This is a genomic window from Streptomyces sp. NPDC051776, assembly GCF_040681345.1.
GTDB lineage: Bacteria > Actinomycetota > Actinomycetes > Streptomycetales > Streptomycetaceae > Streptomyces.
Genome location: NZ_JBFAYQ010000008.1, coordinates 1 through 25,424, shown reverse-complemented (window position 1 = coordinate 25,424; position 25,424 = coordinate 1). Strand labels below are relative to the sequence as shown.

19 protein-coding genes and 1 pseudogene are annotated in these 25,424 nt (G+C 71.4%); 8 read left to right on the top strand and 12 right to left on the bottom strand.

Annotated features, from left to right (window positions below; genetic code table 11):
* Window positions 1–39: 39 nt before the first annotated feature.
* The 3 genes from AB0M26_RS09090 to AB0M26_RS09080 all read right to left on the bottom strand — a co-directional run bounded on the left by AB0M26_RS09090 (window position 40) and on the right by AB0M26_RS09080 (window position 4,774).
* Window positions 40–1,404 (bottom strand): cytochrome P450, encoded by a 1,365-nt coding sequence (locus tag AB0M26_RS09090; RefSeq protein WP_365256924.1) that lies wholly within the window; start codon window positions 1,402–1,404, stop codon window positions 40–42.
* Between the two features lie 62 nt (window positions 1,405–1,466).
* Window positions 1,467–3,305, bottom strand: coding sequence for an asparagine synthase (glutamine-hydrolyzing) (gene asnB / locus AB0M26_RS09085; RefSeq protein WP_365256922.1), 1,839 nt, complete (start codon window positions 3,303–3,305; stop codon window positions 1,467–1,469).
* 59 nt (window positions 3,306–3,364) lie between these two features.
* Window positions 3,365–4,774, bottom strand: coding sequence for an MFS transporter (locus tag AB0M26_RS09080; RefSeq protein ID WP_365256919.1), 1,410 nt, complete (start codon window positions 4,772–4,774; stop codon window positions 3,365–3,367).
* Between the two features lie 589 nt (window positions 4,775–5,363).
* On the opposite strand from AB0M26_RS09080, the gene AB0M26_RS09075 reads away from it, so the two are divergent.
* From AB0M26_RS09075 to AB0M26_RS09065, 3 genes are all read left to right on the top strand, one after another.
* Window positions 5,364–6,233, top strand: coding sequence for an arpA protein (locus tag AB0M26_RS09075; protein WP_365256917.1), 870 nt, complete (start codon window positions 5,364–5,366; stop codon window positions 6,231–6,233).
* A gap of 227 nt (window positions 6,234–6,460) precedes the next feature.
* Window positions 6,461–7,366 carry a class I SAM-dependent methyltransferase gene (locus tag AB0M26_RS09070; protein ID WP_365256914.1) on the top strand — a complete coding sequence of 302 codons (906 nt, stop codon included), beginning with the start codon at window positions 6,461–6,463 and terminating at the stop codon, window positions 7,364–7,366.
* Between the two features lie 117 nt (window positions 7,367–7,483).
* The gene (locus tag AB0M26_RS09065; protein WP_365256912.1) at window positions 7,484–9,316 is read left to right on the top strand and encodes a choline/carnitine O-acyltransferase; all 1,833 of its coding nucleotides are present in this window, start codon (window positions 7,484–7,486) and stop codon (window positions 9,314–9,316) included.
* Window positions 9,317–9,493: 177 nt separating this feature from the next.
* Here AB0M26_RS09065 and AB0M26_RS09060 read toward each other — a convergent pair whose 3' ends face one another.
* From AB0M26_RS09060 to AB0M26_RS09025, 8 genes and pseudogenes are all read right to left on the bottom strand, one after another.
* On the bottom strand, window positions 9,494–9,658 hold the full coding sequence (locus AB0M26_RS09060) for a hypothetical protein (RefSeq protein ID WP_365257308.1): 165 nt from the start codon (window positions 9,656–9,658) through the stop codon (window positions 9,494–9,496).
* Between the two features lie 31 nt (window positions 9,659–9,689).
* Window positions 9,690–9,890: pseudogene (locus tag AB0M26_RS09055) on the bottom strand (M1 family peptidase); the annotation flags it as partial.
* Between the two features lie 130 nt (window positions 9,891–10,020).
* Window positions 10,021–11,019: a GNAT family N-acetyltransferase gene (locus AB0M26_RS09050; protein ID WP_365256909.1), complete on the bottom strand. Its 999-nt coding sequence runs from the start codon at window positions 11,017–11,019 to the stop codon at window positions 10,021–10,023.
* A gap of 15 nt (window positions 11,020–11,034) precedes the next feature.
* Window positions 11,035–12,486: an amino acid permease gene (locus AB0M26_RS09045; protein WP_365257277.1), complete on the bottom strand. Its 1,452-nt coding sequence runs from the start codon at window positions 12,484–12,486 to the stop codon at window positions 11,035–11,037.
* 446 nt (window positions 12,487–12,932) lie between these two features.
* The gene (locus AB0M26_RS09040; RefSeq protein ID WP_365256906.1) at window positions 12,933–13,886 is read right to left on the bottom strand and encodes a hypothetical protein; all 954 of its coding nucleotides are present in this window, start codon (window positions 13,884–13,886) and stop codon (window positions 12,933–12,935) included.
* Window positions 13,887–14,531: 645 nt separating this feature from the next.
* Window positions 14,532–16,796 carry an ATP-binding protein gene (locus tag AB0M26_RS09035; protein ID WP_365256904.1) on the bottom strand — a complete coding sequence of 755 codons (2,265 nt, stop codon included), beginning with the start codon at window positions 16,794–16,796 and terminating at the stop codon, window positions 14,532–14,534.
* 653 nt (window positions 16,797–17,449) lie between these two features.
* On the bottom strand, window positions 17,450–19,102 hold the full coding sequence (locus tag AB0M26_RS09030; protein ID WP_365256902.1) for a sigma-70 family RNA polymerase sigma factor: 1,653 nt from the start codon (window positions 19,100–19,102) through the stop codon (window positions 17,450–17,452).
* Window positions 19,103–19,740: 638 nt separating this feature from the next.
* Window positions 19,741–20,466, bottom strand: a complete 726-nt coding sequence (locus AB0M26_RS09025; RefSeq protein WP_365256899.1) for an SRPBCC domain-containing protein — start codon at window positions 20,464–20,466, stop codon at window positions 19,741–19,743.
* Between the two features lie 675 nt (window positions 20,467–21,141).
* Between AB0M26_RS09025 and AB0M26_RS09020 the strand changes: the two genes are divergently transcribed.
* From AB0M26_RS09020 to AB0M26_RS09000, 5 genes are all read left to right on the top strand, one after another.
* A complete protein-coding gene (locus AB0M26_RS09020) occupies window positions 21,142–21,264 on the top strand; it encodes a hypothetical protein (protein WP_365256896.1) in 123 nt (40 codons plus the stop codon).
* A 398-nt stretch (window positions 21,265–21,662) separates the two neighbouring features.
* Window positions 21,663–22,073 (top strand): hypothetical protein, encoded by a 411-nt coding sequence (locus tag AB0M26_RS09015; protein ID WP_365256893.1) that lies wholly within the window; start codon window positions 21,663–21,665, stop codon window positions 22,071–22,073.
* Window positions 22,074–22,319: 246 nt separating this feature from the next.
* Window positions 22,320–22,781: an ATP-binding protein gene (locus AB0M26_RS09010; RefSeq protein WP_365256890.1), complete on the top strand. Its 462-nt coding sequence runs from the start codon at window positions 22,320–22,322 to the stop codon at window positions 22,779–22,781.
* Between the two features lie 274 nt (window positions 22,782–23,055).
* On the top strand, window positions 23,056–23,640 hold the full coding sequence (gene sigK, locus AB0M26_RS09005; protein WP_365256887.1) for an ECF RNA polymerase sigma factor SigK: 585 nt from the start codon (window positions 23,056–23,058) through the stop codon (window positions 23,638–23,640).
* The gene (locus tag AB0M26_RS09000) at window positions 23,637–24,383 is read left to right on the top strand and encodes an anti-sigma factor (RefSeq protein WP_365256884.1); all 747 of its coding nucleotides are present in this window, start codon (window positions 23,637–23,639) and stop codon (window positions 24,381–24,383) included. The genes sigK and AB0M26_RS09000 overlap by 4 nt, the downstream gene beginning before the upstream one ends.
* A 102-nt stretch (window positions 24,384–24,485) precedes the next feature.
* Here the strand turns inward: AB0M26_RS09000 and AB0M26_RS08995 are convergent.
* A partial coding sequence (locus AB0M26_RS08995) for an Ig-like domain-containing protein (protein WP_365256881.1) occupies window positions 24,486–25,424 on the bottom strand: 939 nt, incomplete at its 5' end.

Sequence of the window (25,424 nt, the reverse complement as noted above, 5' to 3'; positions counted from 1 at the left end):
CTGGAGGGGGGACGGGAGGGGTGGGGGATGGGTTGTGCGTCATTCCGCCGGATCGCGGGGTGCGTTGGCCTGATGCGTACGGTGTGCGATCGGGCAACCGCCTTGCGGCAGACGATAGCTGACGGGCAGTGAGTCGACCCCCCGCGCCAGTACGGCGGGGATCCAGCGCAGCTCGTCGTGCGAAACGGCCAGGCGCAGTCCTGGAAGTCGCCCGATCAACGTGCGGAGGGCGACCTGCAGTTCGACGCGCGCCAGCGCGGCGCCGGGGCAGAAGTGGATGCCGTGGCCGAAGGAGAGATGCGCGTTGGGGGAGCGGTCGAAGTCGAGGCGGTCGGGGTCGGGGAAGCGCCTCGGGTCGCGGTTGGCGGCGTCGAGCGAGATGATCACCGAGTCGCCCGCGGGAACGCGGGTGCCGTGGAGGTCGGAGTCCGCGGCGAAGAAGCGCCAGGTCGTCAGCTCGAAGGCACCGTCGAAGCGCAGCAGTTCCTCCACGGCTCGCGGCAGGATCCCGGGCTCGTCGCGCAGCCGGTCCAGCTGCTCGGGGTGGCGCAGAAGAGCGATGAGTGCCGTGGTGATCTGGTTGGTGACCGGCTCCTGGCCCGCGACCAGAAGCTGGAAGACCATCGAGTCCAGTTCCTCGGCGGTGAGTTCGCCGTCGTCCCGGGCTCCGACGAGCCGGCACAGCAACCCCTCGCCGGGGTGGGCCCGTTGGTGCTCCACCACATCGGCGATGTAGTCCTGCAATGCGCGCAGCCGGGTCTCGTAGGCGGGACGGCCGGGGTCATCGGGTCCGACGGGCTGGACGACCTTGCCCCAGTCACGGTCGAAGCGGTCGGCCAGCTCCGGTGCAAGGCCGATGACATGGGCGAGGACGCGGAAGGGGAAGCGCGCGGCGAACGCGGCCACGACATCGACGCCGTCCTCCGCACTGCCGCCCCCTTCCGCAGCACTGCCGCCCCCTTCCGCAGTGCCGCCATCGGCGCTGGCGCCGGGCGGCAGATCGTCGAGGAGTGCGTCGGCCATCTCCTGGAACACCGGCCTCATGCCCTCGACGCGCCGCGGGGCGAAGGCGTCGAGCACGAGCCGGCGCATCGAGGTGTGACGCGGCGGGTCCTGGTGGAGCAGATGCACCTGCAGCTGGGAGTGCTGGGGTTCGGGCATGATCGACGCCCGGGCCCGCCAGGCCGCGTTGCCGCGCGAGTGGTGTTTGCCCAGACGCTCGTCGTTGAGGGCCTGGTGGGCGGCGTCGTAGCCGGTCACCAGCCAGGCGCAGACCCCGCTGGGGAAGCGGACCCGGTGGACCGGGCCCTTCTCGCGCAGCTGGGCGTAGAGCGGATAGGGGTCGCGCTTGTACTCGGCGCCGTGGAGCGGAAACGGTTCGGGGAGGGAGAGCGGATCGGGCATCGGGGGGTGGCTTCCTGGACGTGGTTCAGCGATTCACAGGGGGTATTCGGGGGGCCGGTGGTTCACAGGGCGAGTTCGGGCCGGTGGACGTCGAGCCACAGGGCGAGGTCGACGACGCGTTCCAGACGCAGCCGCATCCCCCACTCCACCTGCTCGGGCAGGGTGTCGAGGCAGGGCTTGACGGCGGTCTCGTCGACCAGGTCGCGGACGCGGCCGCCGTGGGCGCCCAGCGCGTCACGGGCCATGTCCTGAAGACCGCGGTTGTAGCCGGGGTCGTGGGTGGCCGGATAGTGGTTCTTGGGCCGGTGGAGTACGGAGTGCGGTGCCAGGCCCGTGCCCACGTCCCGTAGAAGGCTCTTCTCGCGACCGTCGTGACTCTGCAGTTCCCAAGGGGTGTTGAAGGCGTACTGGACGAGGCGGTGGTCGCAGTAGGGCACCCGAACCTCCAGCCCCTGCGCCATGCTGAGCCGGTCCTTGCGGTGCAGCAGCTGCCGCAGCCAGCGCGTCAGGGACAGATGCTGCATCTCGCGCTGCCGGTGCCGTACGGCCGGTTCGCCTTCGAGGTGCGGTACGGCCGCGAGCGCGTCGCGATAGGTGTCCCGCCGGAACTCGCCGATGCGCAAGGATGCGGCCAGGTCGGGGTGGAGAGGCATGGCGGCCTCGTCGCCCGTGACCAGCAGCCAGGGAAAGGTCGCGGCGGTCAGGGCCCTGGGGCTGTGGAACCAGGGGTAGCCGCCGAAGAGTTCGTCGGCCGCCTCCCCGGAGAGCGCCACGGTCGAGTGCCGGGCGATCTCCCCGAAGAGCAGATAGAGCGAGGTGTCCATGTCGCCCACGCCGATGGGGGAATCGCGTGCGGCGACGACGGCCCTGCGGTGCCCGGGGTCGAGGAGGTCCCGCGGATCCAGCACCACCGTCGCGTGGTCGGTGCCGATGAACGCCCCGGCCTCCCGGGCGTACGGGGTGTCGTGGCCGGTCCGCAGCACGTCACCGGTGAACTGCTCGGCCTGGTCGCTGTAGTCGACGGCGTACGAGCGGACCCGCGCCGACTGCCCCTCCTGGGCGCGGAGTTCGTCGGCCAGGATCGCGGTGAGCACCGTGGAGTCGAGCCCCCCGGAGAGCAGCGTGCAGCGGGGCACATCCGCCTCGAACTGGGACCGCACGGCCCGGTCGAGGCGCCGCCGCACCTCCTCCACCGTCGCCTCGAGACCGTCCGTGTGCGGCCGCGCCTCCAACTCCCAGTAGCGGTGCTCGGTCAGGCCACCGCGGTCGACGACGACGGTGCCGCCGGGCTGCACCTCCCGTACGCCGGCCCACAGGGTCGGACCGGTGGTGAAGAGCAGACTGTAGGCCTCGCGCAGTCCGTCCGCGTCCACCCGCGGGCGCACGGACGGATGGGCGAAGAGCGCCTTGGGCTCCGATCCGAAGACGACACCGCCGGGGATCGCGGCGAAGTAGAGCGGCTTCACCCCGAGCCGGTCCCGTACGAGCAGGAGTCGCTGTGCGCGTTCGTCCCAGACGGCGAAGGCGTACATGCCCTCCAGGCGCTCGGTGAGCGAGTCGCCCCACTGCTGGTACGCCCGCAGCACCACCTCGGTGTCGCTGCGCGTGCGGAAGGCGTGTCCGGCGGCACGGAGTTCGGCCCGCAGGGCGTGGTGGTTGTAGACCTCGCCGCTGTAGGTGAGGACGGTCTCACGGCTCGCGGTTCCCGCGGTCATCGGCTGGACACCGCCCTCCGGGTCGAGCACGGCGAGCCGCCGGTGGCCGATCGCCGCGTGCGTCCCGCGCCACACGCCGGAGGCGTCGGGGCCGCGCCGGGCGAGGGTGGCGGTCATCCGCTCGATGACCTCGGGGTCGTGGCGGGGGGCGTCGCGGAACGAGACCCAGCCCGTTATGCCGCACATGGCGACTCCTTCCTGTCGTCGGCGTCGTACGAGGGCCGGAGGCGCCCGCTGACGCCAGGTCAGTGCTGCTGTTCCGCAACGGGTTCGGGGATATTGCGGGGCCGATGCGCCAGCAGGGGCACGGCGAGGCAGGCGGCGACGGCCGCGACGACGAGGGCCGGCCGCGCGCCGCTGTCCTCGGAACCGGCGAGCCCCCAGGCGGCCGTCGCCAGAGCGGGGCCGAGGGTGAAGCCCAGACTCCGGGCGAGCTGGACGGTGGACCCGGCTGTGGCCAGATGCTCCGCGGGCACGGCCCGCATGACGAGGAACTGGGAGGGCCCTCCGTACAGGCCCATGCCGATCCCGGCCACGGCGAGTCGCCAGGCCAGTTGCGGCGGTGACCCGTCGGGTCCGGCGGCCAGCAGGACGAAGCCGGACGCGACCAGGGCACTGCCGGTGACCGCGACGGGCCGCGGTCCGAAGCGGTCGGCGAGACGGCCGCCCAACGGACCGGCCAGGGCCATGCCCAGCGGGAAGGCGAGCAGGGTCGCGCCCGTGGCCGAGGCGCTCAGGCCGTTGTCCCGCTGCAGATGAAGAGCCGTCGCGTAGTGCATCGCGGCGAACGCGGCACCCGCCGCGAGCACCGCCCCGTGGACCGGTGCGGTGCGCGCATCCCGCAGGACAGCGACGACGGGCCGCGCGCCGGGCCCGCGGGCCCACAGCACGACCGGTACGGCGGCGAGCAGCGCGGCCGCCGTCCACAGCGGGGAACCGGGCGCCAGGGTCAGGGCCAGCAGCACCACGGCGACGGCGGCCGCCACCAGCGCGGTGTCGGTCGCCTCACGCGGGCCGGGCGGCCGTACCGCCCCGTCACGGGGGAGCGACGCGCGGGCGATCAGCCAGGCGAGCAGGCACAGAGGCAGCTTGACCAGCAGGACGGCGCGCCAGCCCCACTGGTCGGTGAGGAGCCCGCCCAGGGCGGGGCCACTGACCGCGCCGAGGGGACCGAGCGTCGCCGGGACGCTCATGGCACGGCCGCGGACCTGGGGGCGTACGGCCCGCGTCGCGAGGACCGGCATGAGTACGAACAGGGCGGCACCGAAGGCGCCTTGTGCCAGTCGCGCCGCGATCAGCCACACCATCCCGGGCGCCAGAGCGGCCCCGGTGCTGCAGAGGGCGAACCCGGCGAGCGCCGACAGCAGGACTGGCCGGATCGCCGTACGGTCCAGCCACCGGCCGACGGGCAACAGCAGGGCGACCACCGGCAGTTGGTAGCCGAGCACGGCCCATTGCGCGGCGCGGGGCGGCACTCCGAGGTCGGCCCCGATGTCCACGAGCGCCACATTGACGATGCTCATGTCGAGCATCGCGACGAAGGAGAGCAGCCCGGCGACCACGACCAGACTCCACCGGTCGCCGGTCTCCCGACCCCACCGGTCGGGAGCGCCCCAGCGGTCGGGAGCGTCCCTGCTTCCCGTACTCCGTGGCATGACGTGCCCTTCCTTCCTCCGTCCGGATGCGCTGATGGCAGGCGCGTCCGTACAGAGGTCGGGTGAATCCGTACGGGAGTTCCCGTCGAACCCAGGAGAATCCGGGGCAGCGCCGAGCGCGAGCGGCTGCCGGACCGGGCAGCCCGGCGACCGTCGCCGACTGCTCCCGCCGGAGGCTCGGGGTAGTGGAATCGTAGCCGAGAGCGCGCAGACGTTCGAGCCCCCCTTCCCTCAAGTCATCGCGGCCCAGGCGGACTTGACGTATGGAGGGGGTGCCGGAACGGCGTCCGTGCGGGAGCCCGGGGCCCCGGGACACCCCGATCGGACCGATCCGGATGCGTTGCCTCAGTGTCGCGTGTCACAGCGTGCTTCGTCCCGGCCGGCGAGGGGCAGTGAATGTGCTAAACCCCCTTGGGGGAGGGCGAGAAGGGGCGGGATGCCGCGGACGAGGTCGGTCCGCGGGGGCCATGGTTCGTAGCGGCGCGTCGGGCGCGCTGCCGGTCCTGCGCGCGTGCCGATGCCGCGAACGGCGGCATGGGCCGGAAGCCCCGGGCCCGGGACGGTGAGCTGAGACGTGGAGAGGATCTTCGTGAGCACATCGGAAGCGCAGCTCGTGGCACGGGTGGTCGACACCGGACGCTATCCCTTGCCGGATCCGGACGGCCCGGAGTGGCAGGAGGTCGTCATCCGCACCCGGAAGGAGCTGGAGACCGACGGATGCAGCGTGCTGCCCGACTTCCTTCAGCCGTCCCTGATCGACACGCTGCGCCGTGAATGCGCGACGATCGCCCCCGAGGCGCACTACGACGTTGAGACCGTCAACGCGTACAACATCGCCGTGGACGCCTCACTGCCCGAGGATCACCCCGGCCGGATCCCCATTCAGCGCGGCAACGCGTTCGTGGCGCGCGACCTCATCCCCGAGCACTTCCTCATCCACCGGCTCTACCTCAGCGAGCTGTTCCAGCACTTCGTCGCGAGCTGCTTCGAACTGCCCCAGCTGCATCCGCTCGGGGACCCCTTGGCCGGGCTCGTGCTCAACGTGGTCAACCCCGGGATGGAGCACCCCTGGCACTTTGACACCAACGAGTTCACCGTCAGCTTGCTGACGCAGGAGGCGGAGGCGGGCGGCGTCTTCGAGTACTGCCCGAACATCCGGTCCGCGCAGGCGGAGAACTTCGACGACGTCCGGGACGTGGTGCGGGGCCGCGGCGAGCGCCTGGTCCGGCGCCTCACCCTGCGCCCGGGCGATCTGCAGCTGTTCAAGGGCCGCTACTCGCTGCACCGCGTCAGCCCCGTGGAGGGGGAGACCGCACGCCACTCGGCGATCTTCGCCTACAGCGAGCGCCCCGGGGTCGTCGGCAGCGTGGCCCGTACGAAGCAGCTCTTCGGGCGAGTTCTTCCCGAGCACCTGGCCGCCGAGGGCCGCGCCGTGCGCGTCGACCGGCTGCTCGACTAGGGACCGTCTTCGAAGTAGCGTCGTCCGCCCGAAGGGCGGGCCCCGCGGCGACTGCGTGCGTCGACGACAACGCAGCGCGGGTGCACCTACCGGCGGTAGCTGGGGTGGGGGCACCTCCCAGCGGTTGCTGGGGGACCCCGGACGCCGCCGGGCAGACGGGACTTTGAAGACGGGACCGGATCTGCGATCCGAAAGACAGGCCCAGCCCCGGCGGTCCGAAAGAGGGAATGGAACCGACTGTTGGGCGCACCGCCCGAACCACGCCATCCACCGAGGAGTACGCCGACGTGCGTTTCGACACGACTGGCAAGGTTTCACTGGACCACATCTACACGCAGCCCGACCCCCGCGCCTACTTCACCACCCTGCGCGAACTCGACTACCTCATCCCCCAGCTCGCCAAGCCCTACTTCGCCAAGCTGATCCGGGAGTACGGCGCCTCGCAGCGCGTCCCGGCCCCGGCCGTCCTCGACATCGGCTGCTCGTACGGCATCAACGCGGCCCTGCTGAAGTGCGACGCGACCATGGACGAGCTGTACGAGCGCTACGGCGAGGAGGGAGCCGCCGGGCTGACGCGCGATGAACTCCTGGACCGCGACCGTGCGTTCGTCCGGGCCCGCACCCGCCCGAAGGGCATCCGCGTAGCCGGGCTGGACGCCTCACGGGAAGCCCTGTCCTACGCGCTGTCGGCCGGTCTGCTCGACCGTGCGGTCCACGCGGATCTCGAGCGCCATGACCCCACCGAGGAACAGCGCGCGCTCTTCGCGGAGACCGACCTCGTCTTCTCCACGGGCTGTCTGGGCTACGTCACGGAGAAGACCATCGAGCGCATCGTCCGCGCCGCCGGCGAACGCAAGCCGTGGATGGCCCATTTCGTGCTGAGAATGTTTCCCTTCGATCCCATCGAGGAGACCCTGGCCGCGTCGGGCTACGAGACGGCCGAGGTCGCGGGAGTATTCAAGCAGCGGCGGTTCGCCTCCGCCGAGGAGCAGACACTCGTCCTCGACACGCTGTCCTCCCTCGGAGTGGATCCGCACGGCCTGGAGACCGACGGCTGGCTCTTCGCACGGCTCTTCATCTCCCGGCCGCGGGGCGCCACGGGGCGCGAATCCGCTGCACGGCCGGACGCGTGAGAACGATCCCGGCACCACCGACAGCACGACTGAGCACCGAGAGAACGACCCAGCACAGTGAGAACGACAACCCAGCACGAGAGAACGACCCCACAACCGCCCGGATCGAGGCTCGAATTGAACAGTAGTCAGGAAGCATCCGCCACCTCCACCTTCGGCAACGAGGACCGTTTGCCGCGCGTCCCCCTGCCGTCGCTGGAGGAGACCTGCGAGAGGTTCATCGCCTGGTGCTCACCGCTGCTGACGGCGGAGGAGCTGGCGGCGACCGAGGCGGAAGTCGCCGCGTTCCTGCGGCCGGACGGGCCCGGCCGCAAGCTCCACGCGGCGCTGGAGAGTTACAACAACACCGCCGGCGTACGCAGCTGGCTCGACGACTTCTGGCCCTCCCGCTATCTGGGCCGCCGCGACCGCATCGCCCTCAACGCCAACTTCTTCTTCCTCTTCCAGGAGGACGGCGGGCGACAGGTGGACCGGGCCGCGGGGCTCATCGCCGGAGCCCTGAACTACAAGGCCAAGCTCGACGCGGAGACCATTCCGCCCCTCGTCACGCGCGGCGTGCCGCAGTCGATGGTGCAGAACAAATACCTGTTCTCCACGACACGGATCCCCGGTGACCCGCAGGACACCGTTCGCGCCCCGTACTCCGAGGAGGCGCCCGGCCCCTCGCGTGCGCGCCACATCGTGGTCTTCCACCGCGGCAACATGTTCCGTATGGACGTGCTGGGTCCCGACGGGCGCCCCTACACCCTGGACGATCTGGCGTCGGGACTCTGCGCCGTCAAGAAGGCCGGCGCGCAGGCGGCCACGCCGGGTACCTCGATCGGCCCCCTGACCACCAAGGCCCGCGCCGAGTGGGCGGCCGACCGGGAGGCCCTGCTGGCCTGTCACCCCGGGAACGCCGCCGCACTCGACGACCTCGAGACCGCGCTGTTCTGCGTCTGCCTGGAGGACTTCGCCCCCAAGGACACACTCGATGCCTGCGACCGGATGCTGCACGGCGACAGCGCCAACCGCTGGTTCGACAAGGCCGTTTCCTTCATCGTCTTCGACGACGGCACGGCCGGGATCAATGTGGAGCACTGCGAGCTGGACGGGACCACGATCCTCAGCTTCGTCGACGCGGTGCTCGGCACACCGGCCGACGAGCAGTCCCGCGAGTCGGGTGCCCGGCCGCAGGGGCTGCCCGCCATCGAGACGATCGACTTCGTCACCAGCGCCGAGCTGAAGGGCAGGATCGTCGCAGCGGCCGACGCGTTCGACGAGTACGCGGCCGCCACCGCCACCACCACTCTGTCATTCGGCGACTTCGGCACCGCCCGCGCCAAGCAGCTCCGCATCTCGCCGGACGCCTTCGTACAGATGGCCTACCAGCTCGCCCACCAGCGGGCCAAGGGTCACGTGGGAGCCACCTACGAGGCCATCGCCACCCGGCAGTACCGGAACGGCCGCACGGAAGCCATGCGCGTCGTCACCCCGGAAGTGCAGCGGTTCGTGGCCACGATGGAGGACCCGCAGGCCGGTACCGCGACGCGTCTCGCGGCGCTGCGGGCCGCGGCCGACCAGCACGTCCGGCGGGCCAAGGAATGCCAGACGGGCCAGGCGCCCGAACAGCATCTGTGGGAACTGCAGCTCATCCAGAAGCGGCGCGGCGCGGAGCTGGGGGTGACCGAGCACCTGGGCCTGTACGACACCCCGGGCTGGCTGAAGATGCGGGACGACTACCTGAGCACCAGTTCCGCCCCGTCCGTCAACATCCAGTACTTCGGATTCGGTTCCACGAGCAGCCGGTGCATCGGTGTCGCGTACGTCCTGCTCCCCGACCGCTTCAACCTCTATCTGAGCACCCCGCGTCCGGTGGCACCGGAGATGTATCTCTTCGCGGACAAGCTCCGGGAGGTCGTGACCGAACTGCAGGAGCTGCTGGTCACCGAGGGCTCCGGGACAGCGTAGGACTCGCGGGCCTGACGCGTCCCAGGAGCGTCACGCCGCGGGCGGCCCCCCGCGGCGCGAGCATTGCGCGTCAGTGGCCGAGGGCCTTCCGGCCCGGTGGCGCCAATGCGGTCACCGGAGCCCGGAAGGCCCTCGTGTGTGCGGGAGGGTCAGCAGCGCCGTGCCGCCGGGCCGGCCTCAGCCCTGTGCGGGCTTCTTCTCGCCGAAGAGCCATGTGCCGAAGAGCTCGGAGAGGTCCTTTCCCGACGTTTCCTCGCACAGAGCGATGAGCTGCCCGGTCCCGGCGTTCCCGTGGCGGTACTCCCCTGGTCCACGCCCGCAGGAGGCCGAAGAAGGCGGCATCGCCGACAGCCTCGCGCAGTTTGTGCACCACCATGGCGCCGCGCCCGTAGACACGGGCATCGGAGATGCGCTCGGCTCCGGGCGGGTCGGCCGGGGCGAAATCCCAGATCCCGTCGCTCTCCCGGTGGGTCCCCTCGTAGAAGGAGTCGAAGGTCTCCCGGGCCGTCCTGCCGCCGTGCTCTTCTTCCCACAGCCACTCCGCGTACGTCGCGAAACCGTCGCTCAGCCACATGTCCTTCCATGTGCGTGGGGGGTGACGGAGTTGCCAAAAGAAGAAGCAGCACATGGCCCTGGAACACGAAGATCCCGTCCGGCCTTGCGGCCGGACGGGATCCGGGTCGGGAATCGGCAGAACCGGCGGACTAGCCGAGTTCGAGACTGGTGACCCCGTACGTGCGCTCCTGCCGGTACGCAGGAACCGGGCCCGTGTACATGCGCACCGTACGGAACTGGGGCGCAAGCCCGCGGGCCTTCGCGAGGTCCCGCGCCGCCGTCTGCGTCTCCGGCGCGTCGATGCCGACCTCCTCCTCCGGCCCGAGCCCGGCGGTGAGCGCGTCGAAGAGCGCTTCGGCGATCTCCGGTCCGTCGGCGAAGAGTGGTCCGATGCGGCGGCCGCTGCGCGCCGGACGGATCACGCCGTAACCGGCGATCTCCCCGTCGCGCACGTACGCCAGCGCGGTACGGCCCTGGGCGGTGAGCCAGCGGGTGAGGAAGGCCCGGCGGTCGGCGGGGAAGCAACCGCGGTCGTAGGCGGCGACGGCGTCCGTACGGGGCCCGGTCACGGGCACGACCTCGGCCGCGCTCGGGTACCCGGACGGCTGGACACGGTGCGGCCGACCGCCGTAGCGGACGGTTTCGTAGGCGGGGGTGAACCCGGAGCGTTCGTACGTGGCCTGCTGGGCGGGCACCGCGTCCAGTCCGATGGTGCGCGCCCCGGCGTGCGGGACGGCGGCGCGCCAAGTGGCCAGGCCCAGGCCCCGGCCGCGGAGTTCGGGGTGCACCAGGTAGTAGCCGAGAAACGCGTACTGCTCGGAGTAGGTGACGACCGAGACCGCCGAGACCGGCCGGCCGCCGAGGCGGCCGATGAAGAATCCGGCGGGGTCGGTGGGGTGGAAGCAGCCCACGTCACCCTCGCCGGGGTTCCAGCCCTCGTCGGCGGCCCACTCCGCGATGTGGTGCCAGTCCTCCGACGAGGCGTTGCCGACGGTGAGTTCACCGTCGGGTGCGGCTGAGCCGCCTTCGGCGCTTTCCTGCGCGGTGGAGCCCGTGAGCGGGGCGTTGCCGAGGGGGTTCATGCGGACGGTCGGTCCCTTCCCTGCGGGGGGCGCGGCTGTTGTGTCCGGCTGCGCCCGGTCGGTCATGGTGGGTGATGGTCGTCAGATCAGGTCCATGGCGGCGACTTCGTCGGGCCGCCCGTAGCTCACCGGCCCCTGGAAGCGCCGGCGGGCGGTGGCGAACCACCACACCGTGGCGATCACCAATACCACTCCGAGCGCGATCGGCGCATAGTTGAACGAGGTGGGCGTGACGGGCGATGCCTGGGGCAGCATGAACAGCACATTGCTGATGACGATCCAGGTGACGGCGATTCCGGCGACGAGCTTGCCGTAGCGGCCGAGGTTCCAGGGGCCGGGCTTGAAGTCGTCCAGCCCGAGGCGCAGAAGAATGGGCACACCGTAGGCGAGGAAGAGCCCGACGACGTTGACGCTCACGACCGCGGTGAAGGCGGTGTGCGACCACCAGCCGGGAAGCACAAGCAGCAAGGGGCAGGCCGCGGCGAGCCACACCGCATTGACCGGCGTACGCGTGCGGGGCGACACCGAATGCCACCAGCGGGAGCCGGGCATGGCGCCGTCGCGTGAGAAGGCGAAGATCTGGCGGGTGTTGCTGGTCATGTTCGCCAGCCCGCAGAACAGCATGGCGCCGATGACGATCAGCAGCAGCAGTTTCGCGGTGCCCGTGCCGAGAGCGTCGATGAGGATCCGGACCGGTGGCGCGGACGCATTCGCCGTCCTGCCGTAGTCGCGGATCGCGTAGACGAGGGCCAGCATCAGGACCAGCCCGGCGAGGGCAGAGTAACCGATCGCCCGCATGATGCCTTTGGGGGCATTGACGGTCGCGCGCACCGTTTCCTCGGACATATGGAAACTTCCGTCGAAGCCCGTGAAGGTCCAGCTCGTGACGAGCAGGCCCAGCATGGCCGCGTAGAAGCTGTTGGTGAAACCGGTGTTGTTGACGAAATGGGTCGCGAACGAGGCCGGCTGATGGTGCGTGGGAACCGCGGCCAGGCTCGTGACGATGACCACAAGGCCGATCAGCAGCCACCACACCGAAATCCGGTTGAGGACGGCCACCAGGTGCACGGTGTAGGTGTTGGCCAGCGCCTGGAGCAGCAGGATGGCAGCCGTGATGAGGACCGTCCGCTGCCCCGTCGCCTCGTACGAGGGCCACTGCAGGGACATGTACGCCTGGATGAAGGTGGCGGCCGCGTAGCCCGTCGCGGCCGTACCACCGACCTGGCCCACGAAGTTCAGCCAGCCGGTGTACCAGGACCAGGCGCCACGGTGGCGCTTGGCGAGCTTGCCCGCGGAGAAGTACAGGGCCCCGCTGGTGGGATACGCGGAGGCGATTTCCGCCATCGATGCGCCGACGAAGAGCACCATGACCGAGACGAAGATCCACCCGAAGACGAGAACGCGCGGGCCGCCCGCGCCCATTCCGAATCCGAAGGACGAGAAGATTCCGGAGATGATGTTGATGATGGTGAAGGAGATCGCGAAATTGTCGAACGCACGGAATCGGCGGGTGAGTTTCCGCGGATAACCCAGCGCGTGCAGCGTCGCGTCATCGTCGAGGGTGATGGGCGACGCATGACGGCCCGTTCTGGGACGCCTTTCAAACGTGCGCTCCTGCACAACAAATGACCTTTCTGTGGGGGTGGACGGGAAGCTCCCGTCAGGTCTGGGGAATGCGCACCGGCGAGGGATCGGGACCAGCGATCCGGCGGCGGGGATTCGGCTGCTGTCCGGCGGGGAACGGGCGGGGGACCCGGCGGGGATCCGGTGGCGAACAGGCGGGGATCCGGCGGCGAACGGGCGGGGACCCGGCGGGGAACGGGCGGGATCCGGCGGGGATCCGGCCGGCGGGCCCTAGGACGGCGGGGGAACCGTGGGCGCGCGCTCCGCCCGCGAACCGGTCCGCTCGTCCGGCAGGGCCCGCGCGCCCGGCCCACCCCGCGGGTGACCTCGGCCGTGGCCCACGCGGCCGCTCTGCGTCAGCCACCGGGGATCGGCAGCCCGCACATGCGTCTCGCCCGGGTCAACTGCTCCTCGGGCTCGCCGAAGACGCTCCAGGGCATGCGCGAGGCGTACGGGCCCATGGCCGTGAACGCCTCGCGTGCCTCGAATTCGCACTTCGCCATGAAGAGCGCGTGTGCCAGGTAGGCGAGGTCGAGCACGGGGGTGAAGCGGTAACCGTCCACCGAGGGCAGCCAGTTGCGCGAGATGCCCAGGGACGTGGAGCGCCACTGGGGCTGTTCCCAGGTGCGGTCCGCCAGCAGCGCCGACGGGTCGTAGTCCTCGACCAGGGCCACCAGCGGCAGGAGGCGAAGCGGAGAGGAGGCGGGAGCCCGCTGGCTGAGAAAGGTGGCTACGTCCCAACGCGCGCTCGCCGAACCGCCGTTGCGGGTGAAGAAGAACGCCAGGAACCGGTGGTGGGCCTCACGGTGCCAGGGGGCGAATCGAAGGATGTGCGAGAACAGGCGCCAGGGCCCGGGCGGTGAGGTCAGCAGGCCTTCGGGCGCTGGGTCGTGGTAGTCGAGGGCCCGGGCCAGGGCCAGAAGGGCCACCCACGGGGTGGGGTCGTCCGGCAGCTGCTCGGCGGCCCGTTCGCAGGCCACCTGCGCCATCCGCACCAGCGTGCCTTCACGCGGGTCGCCGGTGGCGGCCATCCGTAACGCCCGGAGCATCGCCACGCGGGCCCACAACAGCGCTGCCTCCGGGCCCGGTTCCTCCGCCAGCCAGCGCTCCGTGAGATCCGAGTCTGCTGCTTCGGACGCCAGCACCAGGGAACGGTGGGCCCGCACGTCGAAGTCCCCGCGGCTCTCCTCGAGGATCTCACGTGCGCTGAGGTACCGCCCGGCCCGTACGTCCATGCAGGCGCGGGCGAGCAGGCGATCGTCGGCCGCCGGGTGCCACACGTACTGTCCCTCGAACGTGCCAGTAGTCACGATGCCCTCCCGAACCCCGGGCACGACCACCCTCGGATTCCCCTACGCCGAATGCCGTCGCTTCCCCTCCGGAGATCGCCGCGCGGCGGGGCATACCCTACTCATCATGAAGTCCCGTCGACACGGGTAAGCGCGAATATCTGGTTCCACATTCATGCAGTTCAGGTATTGCAGGAAGCGCGCGCACCGCGGGTAGCGGGACGTGATGAGGTAACCGTGGCATATGCATTGGTTGAAGGTTCTTGCTTTTCGTCGCGGGCCGGGGAGGCGAATTGCCTTGTGTGCGACGTGTGTTGAGCCGCCCGCCGATTTCTCGATTCGCGGCCGAGGGGGAGTCAAAAGCCGTGCCGGACGCGCGTAGTCGCCCGGTTGGTCCCTTGTCGAACCTCTGCTCCGGACGTGCCGGAGTGCGGTCCACGGCCGGGGCAGCGGTCCTGGCCACGACCCCCTGCCGTGGCCAGGACTCCTCGTGGAGCCGGAGGCGGGCAGGAGAACGCCACCGCCCCCGGGCGGCTGGGCGGCGGCGTTCGCTGTGGGCGGCGGAGGGTCGGGCCCGCGGTGCGGGGGCCCCAACGGATCGGAAACCTTGCGGAGTCGGTGGTGGTGGAACCTCTCGTGAGGGACTGCCGGGCGGGTCTCGGGGTATCAGGTCGTCCGGGGGAGGCGCGCCCAATGGGTCACGCCACCGTCTGGGTGGGTCGCGAAGCCGTACGCCGCGGCGACGGCGTCGACGATGCCCATTCCGCGCCCGTGCTCGTCGGGCGCACAACTCGACGTCCAGGGCCCCTCGGTGGCGGCCGGCCCGCCATCGGTGATTCCCACCCACACCCGGCTACCCGCGTCGCGATGGAGGTGGAGGACGACGGGCGGATGCGCGTGCTCGACCGCGTTGGTCACCAGCTCGGAGACCACCAGCACCACTGTCTCGGCCGCGTCCCCGACCACCCGCCATACGTCCAGCACCGAGCGGGTGAGGCGGCGCGCGGCGCCGACGGACTGCGGCTCGTGCGCCAGTGCCCAGGTCCTGTCGTCCACGGGGATTGCCGGGCCGGTGGACATCGGGGACGCGGGGGTGCGGTGGTCCCGTGTCTCCCGGTGTCCCCGTGTCTCCCGGAGCCCGCCGGGTTCCCGGGGTTCCCGGGGTTCCCGGAGGGTGAGGCTGTCGGCGGTGCTGACGTACATGGCGATCACATCCGGGGTACCGCGGCTCTTCAACGAGAGGGAGGTAGTTGAGTTCCGCACGTCATGGGAGGGGGCCCGCCCGCGCGTACCCCACACCGCGCCGCGCCGGCGCCGCGTGCCTGACTCATCGGCAGTCGAACCTGACGCGTCGTCCGGGCGCGCCAGGAAGGAGTCGTCGTCCCGTCCGCGCCGGGTGTGCCGGTGGCGGGCGGGTGCAGTGGCGGCGGCCGTGGGCAACGCGGCGAGGTCGCTGCTCCGGCTGTCGGCACCGGCGTCCGGCCGGGGGGCCGGCGCGTGGTGGGGCCCTGGGGTGCGGCCGGTCCAGGGGATGGAGGGCCAGGGCGTCGTGTGCCCGTTGGGCGCCACGGCGTTCCCGCGGCCGGGACCCGTCCCGTGCCCGCTGCGCGCCATGGAGTTCATGCCGCGCGTCATGGCGTGCGAGCCGGGCCGTACCGCGTATCCGCCGGGCGTTGCCGTGTCCGCGCTGGGCGCCCCGGTGTCCGGGACGTCCGCCGGCGCGTCCGCCGGTGAGTCCGCCGGGGTGCCCGATGGCTCGGGCACCGACGAGACGTCGCCGGGCAAGCGCGTGTGCGACCGGTCCTGGTGCCCGCAGGAGGACAGAGCGGCGATCCCCACGGCGATCCCGGCGAGGAACCCCACGACCGCAACCGTGGCGGGGGAGCGGCGAACTCCCTCATGGGTACCGGCGGTCGGGCCCGGGGAGGTCCGCTGGAACGCCCGGTGCGAAGCCGTGCGGGAGGCGGGCCGGGAGGTCGTGCGCACGACCGGCGCGACCGGCTCTCCCCGGCCCCGGCGCGCGGACTCCGCTCCGGGGGTGGTCCGTCGCCCGAGGCGGACGCGCGACGGCGCTTGCGGCCCGGCGAGTCGCAGCAGCCGGGCCAGAAACGGCGGATCGCTGAGCGGCACCTGGATGGCCGCTTTTGCCCGCAGATAGGCCTCGCCCGGCCACCAGCCCAGCAGCCGTACGGGCAACTGGATGTCGAGTCGGGCGTCGAGCCGCACCAGATCGCTGAGGGCGCCGTGGCAGCTGCGGCAGGAGCTGGAGTGGTACGCGCCACCACTGCCGTCTCCAGGCGGCCCGCCCTGCAACGCCAACCGTCGGACGGCGTCCGCGCAATGGCGGGGACCCATGCGCTCCAGGTACAGATGCGTACGGGCTTCCCGCAGCTCGCTGCGCGCCTCCTCGCTCCGGACCGGCACGGTCGCCGGGGCCAGTCCCGTGACGCGCGCCGTCAGCGAGGCGTCGTCGCGGTCCACCAGCGAGTGCCAGAGCAAGCACTGGGTGGTCGGCCCGAGGCGCTGGAAGGCGAGGCCCAGTTGGCCGTCCTCGCCCCACGGCCACACGCTCCCGGCCGCGACCCACGCGCGGAAGTCCGGGGACAGCGCTTCCTCCTCGCGCTGCGAGTGCGCGATGGCGGTCGTGCGGACGGCGTCCAGTAACTGCCGCCGCAGACAGCCCGGGTGGCGGCCGTCGGCGAAGGACTCCCCGGAGACGATGCGTTGCAGGAGCTGCGCGAAGACGAAGGACGTCACCTCGTGCGCCTGCACGGGACCGGTCATGCACTGGGAGGCGTACGCCTGTACGGCCGCGTAGTGGCGGCGGTAGAGGTAGCGGAACAGCTCGACGCGGCCACCGCGCACCGCGCTGGTGAGCGCGGCGTCGGACAGGGGCCGGTGCTTGGGCCTTGGGCCCGGCGACAGATGCATCGAGGGACCTTCCCCTCAGGCCTTGTGGAGACCCGGGGGACTGGGGCGGTCACGCCAACGGCGTATGGAGGGGCAGTGGTTGGGCTCGGCGCACGGCTCGGGACCCCGGGCCGGGGCGGGGGTGGGGGAGGGCCCGAGGACGGCTCGCCGCCGTTCGGCCCGGCTCGGCGGGAGGTGGCCGACGCGGAGCGGGCCGGAGGGAATACGGCGCGATGCGGCGAGGCCGAACGGGAGGGTGGCGGGAAAGCCTGTCGCGCAACCGTCCCGTGGGAATTCGAACTCCTCATCGGAAAAGCGCTCGAGGAGGCGGTGCGCGCGGACACTTCGGGTCATCGGTCCCCCGGGTGTGTGTCGTGACTACGGACGGACACAAGGGAGGAGCGCTATCCGTGAAAGCAGTCCCGCTGCTTTGCCAATACTTTACCTGGAGTTGTGAGGCGGGACGAGAACGGATCGGGCCCCGCGGCGCAAATTCCATCACGGTCCTCGGATGCCGTAACCCCCCGCGGGCGCGGCAAAAGGGGCGCGCCCGCGGGGGTGTTGTACCGGTTCCTGGTGGACGGTCTGCCGGTCTGCCGGTCTGCCGGTCCGCTCCGGCCCGACGGCCCGGTGGTGAAGGGGCCACGGCCGTCTTCCGGCGACCGGGGGGCCTGTCAGCCGAACGGGATCCAGACCAGGGAGGTGTCACCGACGCCGAGGGTGTTGGACCCCGGCCCGATGGCGCTCCAGACCTCGACCTTGATCTTCCCCTGCACCATGTCTCCGAGCGACCCGGACGAGGACTTCAGCCCGCGGAAGTCCGTGTAGTGCTCGTACCCGGGGGCGTCGTCGGTCTCGAAGTAGCGATAGGTCTCCACACGGTCCCACGTGCCGTTCCCCGTCAGGTCGTAGGAGATGCGCATCTGCGGTCCGTTGGCGATGTACTCGCCCGCGTCGACGAACAGGTCGAACCGGGTGGAGCCCCCGTCGTACGAGCCGCTGACGCCGTTGGCGACGAAGGTGAGCTGTTCGTGCGGCGTCCCGTCGTAGTTGCGGCCCTCGGGCGAGGACAGGGGGACCGAGCCCGACGGTGACTGCGGGCTGCCGAGGTTCTGGTCGGCCCGCAGGTGGAGCGGGGTCAGCCCGTTCGGAGCCGGCTTCGGCACCCCCGGTTCCGCCGGGGCCTTGCCGGCAGGGCGGGGCTTCCGTTCGGGCTTGGCGGACGAAGTGCCCGCGGAGGGTGTGGCGGTGAGGGTCACGGGCGTCTGCGGCTCGAAGATCGTCATCGTCGGTTCGTGCTGGACCACAGAGGGGAGTGCCTCGCGGTCGTCTCGGCCGCCGCCCCAGGGCGTCACCAGAACGCCGAGTCCGACCGCCGCAACGATCGAACCGGCGACCGCTCCCGAGGCGAGCGGAGCCCCCTTCGCCCAGGTCCACAGCCCCGTACCCCCGTCGTGCGGCAGGCTGCCCTGGAGGACGCCGGGCGCAAGCGCGCCCCCCGCGCTCGCGCCCGCCTCGGCCAGGCGCGCCGCGACATAGGCCGAGCCGCCCCACAGCAGAACGCCGGCGGGCAGGACGGAGCCCAGCCGCTCGTTGAGATACGTCAGCTCGAGGAGCGCGCCGCGGCAGCGCTCGCACGAGGCCAGATGCCGTTCCAGGTCCTTGTTCGTACGACGGCCGACGCGCCGCACCGCCGCACCCAGCAGCGAGCTGTAGTGGCGGCACTCGTCGGTGTCCGAGCCGCCCTCGACGTGCGCCGTCAGATACGCCTCGCGCAGCCCCTCCTTCGCGCGTGACGCGAGCGAGTTGACGCCACTGGCGCTGACGCCGAGCAGCACCCCGACCCTCGCCGAAGGCTCCTCCTCGACCGCGGTGTACCAGAGGACGGCCTGCCAGCGCTCGGGCAGCGAACGAAACGCGCGCAGTACGAGGCTGTTGTCCTCGAGCCGGAGTATGCGCTCCTCGCCGCTCTCCTCGTCGGGGACATGGGATCCGCGCTCGAGCCACTGCTCGAAGTCCGGGGACAGCTCCGTACGCCGCTCCGTCCCCGCCCAGTCGGCGGCGGTACGGCGGACGACGGTGAGCAGGTAGGGACGCCAGGCGGCCTCGGGACCGCCGCCGGACCGAACGGCCTGGAGAGTACGGGTGAAGGCCTCCGACATCAGGTCCTCGGCGGTGTGGGGATCGCGGCAGCAGGCCAGTGCATAGGAGAGAACGGCGGGCTTGTGCCGCCGGTAGAGCTCGTCCACCGCTTGGGACGACTGAGATGTCCTTATCTGCGCCGTGAGCTCGGCGTCGGACGGGGACATCTCGTGGTCTTTGGGCATCGTTTACCCGGGCCTTCCATTGTGCATGCGAGGGAACTCGGCATTGTGGTCGATGTTCGAATCACGATGGAAGGGGTTTGGCCTGCTGTATTCGATGAAGTAGGGAATTTTTGTTCGAGGGGGAGTGCGGGTGCGCGATGTGGCGACCCGACGATGCGCGCTTTTCTCTGTCTCCGACCGGAATTGCGCCCCCATCGGCTCTGCCGGGAGAACGGAAGGACCTGACAACGCGGGAGCGGCGAGCAGGTCGGCCCCGGGGGTTGGTGGCCGACCGCCGGCACCCTGGAGCGTGAGGGCTCCGGAGGGCCTCACCGGCCGGAGGGCCGGAGGGCGGGAGGGCTGGAGGGCCGAAGGGCTGGAGGGCATGAGGGCCGGAGCGTCCGGGAGTCGGACGCCGGGATGCCTGCGCGCCCGGAGCCTGCGCGTCGGGAGCGCATGTCGTGTACGCCGCGCCGTGCCGGGGCGTGTGCCACGACCGGGGCGTACGGCGCGGCCGGGTCGTGAGCACGGACAGCCGGTGAGACGTGGCGACTCCGTGAGGGCATCGGCCGTGTCCCAGGTCTCGCCCCTGCGTGACCGGCGGCGCGCCCGGCCGGTGCCGGGCACGCCACCGCGCCGCCGGTCGGGGGCAGGAGGGCTCAGGAGAACAGGCCCGTGAGCCAGCTCTGCCAGGCCGCCTCGGTCTGCTTCTGGTCCGCGCCCGCGCCGAACCGGTGCACCGCGACCCCCACCGGTGCGCCGAAGGCGTCCCGGCCGAAGAAGCGGTACAGCGCGTCGTCGCTGCGCAGACCGATGAAGTGCCGGTTGCGGTAGTCCACGACCGCATCGAAGGGCGCGGTCCCTGGCACCTCGACCCGTACGCGCTCGCCCTCCGCCGCGTCGTCCGCCAGACCGAGCGCGCGTCCCACGGCCTGGAACGATCCGGCCCGGCTGGACGCCTCGGGCCCCTCGGCGGAGGAGTACGTCGCCGCCCGGCCGGTGAAGTGCTCCAGGTACTGGCGGAGGGTGTGCAGATAGAAGTCGGTGTGCTGGTCCGCGCCGTCGTACCGGGTCTCCCAGTCGTCGACGAAGATGCCGCTGTGCACATAGCGCACCCAGGACCCGCCGCCGACTCGCGGCTGGATGATGTGGTCGAGCTGGTTCAACGTCTGGCTCGGGTCGTCCGGGCTCTCGACGCGCCCGGTGAGCCGATGCGGTGGGTCCCAGGCGGTGACCTCGCCGCCGAACGGAGCGGCGCCGCCCTCGCGGGGCTCGTACTCGATCGGCCACAGCCACCCGGCGGTGCCGGTGGTGATCGCTTCCCAGACCTCCTCCGGGCTCGCGTCCACCTCGAACTCCCGGACGATCTCGAATTCCTTGGACATGCTGGCTCCTCGTAGTCGACTGCGCAGGGATGCGTCCCGGCACGGGGCCGCGTGCGGATGGTGCGACGGGCGGCTTCTTTCGGATCATCCGGCCGACCGGAGGAAGCTGCCCTGGACGCGAAGTCCGGCCGGTTAGATCGTGGCCGCCTTCTCATGGCGGGTGGCGATGCCGCGCCACTGCCCAGGCGGTTGGCGCATCGCTCGAGCGGTGATGCCCCCTTTCGTGCCCGGCGGCCGCATGAGCCGTACCCGGTGGAGTACCGGGACCAGGGGAACGCGTGCCGGTCTCGTGGAGTCCTTTCAGGGACGGGCGGCCCGCCAGGTCCTCCACGCGGCGTCGCGACGCCCCAACGGCGCCGAAACCCGAGTCCCGTATTCCGTCGCCTCTTTGCTGCGGTCGTCCCCTGCCTGTTCCGGCGGTGGGCGGACCGAATTGCTTTGTCGAGAAACCTGCACATGCCAGGCGGGTACGAGGCGCACCGCCATGGGCCGTGCCGGGTTTCCCGTTGAGGGTCGGCAGTTGGCGCGTTTTTGTCGGTTGGGTCAACCGCCGTACCTGGCAAGGGGAATGGGCAAGGGGTGGCCGGGTGGACCAGTTGTCACTCGCCGCCGTGACCAGCGCCCGCGCAAGCTGCGCTCGACCCGGATCGCCATCGCCACCGACTGTCCACCGTCGTGGAGGCCGACCGCGTCATCGTCATGGCGGAGAGGCGGGTCGTTCAGCAGGGGGCGCCCGCCGGGCTGCTCGCCGACACGGGCGGTCTGTTCCACGAGCTGGTACGCCGTCAGATCCGCTGACCGTGCCGCGTACGCCGGAGTCGTGCGCGGGACGGGGGCGTCGGCCCGAGGCGGGGACCGGGGGCAGCGTCCGTGCGGCGGGTGCGGGGACGAGCCGCCGAAGCAGCCGAGGGTGAGCGGCCCCGCGGACGTACGGTGCCGAGCCGTTCCCTGGAGTGCCCGCGGGGGAGCGGGGCCGAAGTATGCGCCCGATACGGCAGTGGCGCAATGTCCGACTTTCTATGAATTTCTTTAAGGGGCTTTTAACCGATTTACCCCATCCCGATGGCGGGCCGCGCCGAATCCCGGGTGTCACCACAGCACACGGCCGGGGCGGTTCCCCGCTCGCCCACCGCACAGGGAAGGCCGGTCTCTCACCGGGCCGTGTGCCCGTCACCGGAGAGAAGGAGGTGTGACGCATGAGCGTCTCCACACGTGCCCGCCGCCTGATCGCGGCCGGTGCCGCGACCGGGCTGCTGGCCGGCGGCGCCGCCCTCGGCGCCACGGGCACCGCCGTCGCCGCCCCGGCGCCGACGGCGGCGACCGCCCAGGTCACCGTGGACCACCAGCACGGCAAGACATGCCACTGGCAGAAGGGCCACTGGGAGAAGAAGTGGGTCAAGGCCCACTGGGAGAACACCTGGCACAAGACGTTCCGCGCCCACGAGAAGCAGTTCCACAAGGGCTGGTTCGACAAGCACCACAAGTGGCACCACGGCTACTGGCTCCACAAGGGCCAGCTCCACAAGGGCCACTGGGAGGCCAAGCACATCAAGGGTCACTGGGAGAAGCACTGGGTCAAGGGTCACTGGGAGTGCAAGAACCGCTGATCGCTGATCGCCGACCCCCGGGCCCGACCTCAAGGAGGGCGAGGCCGCCGTGCGGGCCTCGCCCTCCCCTCCCCGCCACAGCCGCGGTGCAGCCACAGCCGCGGTGCAGTCCCGGCACAGCACCTCGCCGGGCCCAGCACCTCGCCTGGCCCGTCCTGCCTCGAACCCCGGGACCGCGGCACCGACGCGACCCCACCGGGGCCACCACCTCGCCCGTCCGCCACCCCCCCAGAAACAGTCACTGCCATGTCCGCCACACTCACCCACCCGGGCGCGGACCTCCGGTGCCGGTGCTGCACCATCCCGGTCTCCGAGGACCTGCACGCCCCTGCCGCCGCCCGCCGGGCCGCAGACGCCTTCCTCGACACCATCGGCCCCGCTCTGCCCGACGCTGCCCGCGACGATGCCCTGCTGATCGTGTCGGAACTCGTCACCAACGCCGTCCGGCACGCCGGTGGCCCCCGTACGCTCCGGCTCACCGCGAGCCCCGGCGCACTGGAGGTGGCCGTCAGCGATGGCAGCCCCACCACGCCCGTACCCCGCCAGCCCGACCTCGTCGACGGCACCGGCGGCCTCGGCTGGCCCCTCCTCACGTGCCTCACCACCAGCCTCTACGCCACCCCGGAGGCGTATGGGAAGACCACCCACGCCACCCTCGCGTTCACACGTCGGGAAGAAGCGGACCGTGCGGTCGCCGAGGGGCGCTGACCGGAGCCCACGGCTGCGCTTCGGCGGGTTCCTCACCAGGGCCGCTGTCGTGCGGAGGCGCACGGCACGGCCCCCGGGCCGTGCGGAGCACATGCGGCGGCCGCACCGGTGGCGGAGACTCGGAACGGATACCGCCTCCGTGGAGACACGAGATGACCCCTCGCGCCCGGCCCCAGCCCCTGTCAGCCCATTCCGGGCCCCCGGCAGTGCGGCCCCTGCCCCCGGCGGCGGCAAGCACCCCGGCGGACGCCGGAGGCCGCGAAGGCGTACGGCGGTGACCGGCGCCTCGGCACCGCACACCAGCGCCACCGGCGAGGCCGACCTCGCCGAACTGGTCGGACGAGTGGCCAACGGGGATGAGAGGGCCTACGAGCAGGTCTTCGACGCCCTCGCCGGACCCGTCCTGGGCGTGGCCCGCCGGATCCTGCGCGACCCGGGGCTCGCCGAGGACGTCGCCCAAGAGGTCATGCTGGACGTGTGGCGTACGGCGGCACGCTTCCAGCCGGACCGGGGGACGGTCGCGACCTGGGTGATGACGATGGCGCACCACCGGGCCGTCGACATGGTGCGCTCGGAGCGGTCGGCCGCGGACCGTGAACACCTGGCCGCCGTACGCGACCTGACCGGCGGTCTCGACGACGTGGCGGAGACGGTGGAGACGCGATGGGAGCGCCACCAGGTACGCCGCTGTCTGCACGCGCTGACCGATGTGCAGCGTCAGGCGATCACCCTCGCCTACTACCAGGGGCTGACCTGTCAGGAGGTTGCCCACCTGGTGCATGCGCCGCTGGGCACGGTCAAGTCCCGGCTGCGTGACGGGCTGATCCGTCTTCGGGACTGTCTGGACGGGCGGACATGAGCAGCGGCGACCACACCCTGACCGGCGCCTACGCCCTGGACGCCCTGGACCCCCGGGAACGGGAGGAGTTCGAGCGCCACCTCGCGGAGTGCCCCGCGTGTGCGCGGGAGGTGCGAGAGCTGCGGGACACCGCCGCTCAGCTCGGCCTGGCCGCGTCCGCACCCGTACCCGCGCGCATGCGGGAGGAGGTGCTGCGGCGGATCGCCACGGTCCCTCAGGAGGGGCCGCCGCAGAGCCCGTCCGGGCGGCACACCGCTGTCGTGCACCGCCGGCGCCGGCGTCTTACCCGTCTGGTGCTCGCGGCCTGCCTCGCGGTCGCCGCGGCCTTCGGGGGGATCGCGGTCTGGCAGTACCAGGAGGCCGAACAGGCCAGGCAGGAGGCGCGGCAGACCGCCCAGCGGAACGAGCAGGTGGCCGCGGTCGTGACGGCGCCCGACGCGGCGTCCGTCTCCCAGGCCCTCGGCGAGGGCTCGCGCGGCACGGTGGTCTACTCGCGCGACGTGGGCAGGGCGGCGTTCTTCGCGGCCGGGCTGCCCCGGCTGCCGGGGGGCAAGGTGTACCAGCTCTGGTACGCCCGGGCGAACGTGTTCAGCTCCGCCGGGCTGATTCCGCCGGGTGCGGAGACGGAGGCGGTCCTCGCGGGGCGGATTGACGGCGCGACCGGCATGGCCATCACGGTCGAGCCGGCGGGCGGTTCGCAGCAGCCGACGACCCGGCCGCTGGCCCAGTTCAGCCTGACCTAGCGGGCGTTGCCGTCCCGTCCACGGCACGCGAACGCCGGGCCGCCCCTTCAGGGGCGGCCCGGCGCTGTCCTGCTGTGCAGCAGGACCACAGTGGCCGTGCGGTTACGCGACGACGTGCGTGTCCGAGTCGCTGGATCCTGTGTAGTTGCCGTCACCGGCATAGGTGGCGGTCACGATGTAGTTGCCGGCGGGCAGGGTGTCGGTGGTGACGACGACGACCCCGTTGGTGTCCAACGTCCCGGACGGAGTCTCGGTGGTGACGCCGTCGGTGATGACGAAGTTGACGGTCCCCGTCGGCACTCCCGCGCCTGGGGCCACAGGGGTCACGACGGCGATGAAGTTGGCGTCCGCTCCTGCCCCGGACGGGTCCGGGAAGGAGGTGGCGAGGGTTGTCGTGGCGGAGGTTTCGACGGTGTGGGTGTCGTTGCCGGTGGAGGTGTTGAAGTCGGTGGTGGCCACGTAGGTGGCGACGATGTTGTGGGTGCCGACGGTCAGGGTGTTGGTGGTGATGGTGGCTTGGCCCGCACCGTTCAGTGCTGCGGGTTGGTTGGGTCCGCCGTCGATGGAGAAGTTGACGGTTCCGGTCGGTGTGCCGGATCCGGGTGCGTTTGCGGTGACGGTGGCGGTGATGGTGACCAGCTCGCCGAAGTCGGTCGGGTCGGGTGAGGAGGCCACTGTGGTGGTGGTGTCGGCTGCGACGACGGTGTGGGTGTCGTTGCCGGTGGAGGTGTTGAAGTCGGTGGTGGCCACGTAGGTGGCGACGATGTTGTGCGTGCCGACCGACAGTGCACTGGTGGTGATGGATGCCTGGCCGGAGCCGTCGAGGGTTGCGGGTTGGTTGGGTCCGCCGTCGATGGAGAAGTTGACCGTGCCCGCCGGTGTGCCCGAGCCAGGGGCGTTCGCGGTCACCGTGGCGGTGATGGTGACGGTTTCGCCGAAGTCGGTCGGGTCGGGTGAGGAGGCCACTGTGGTGGTGGTGTCGGCTGCGACGACGGTGTGGGTGTCGTTGCCGGTGGAGGTGTTGAAGTCGGTGGTGGCCAC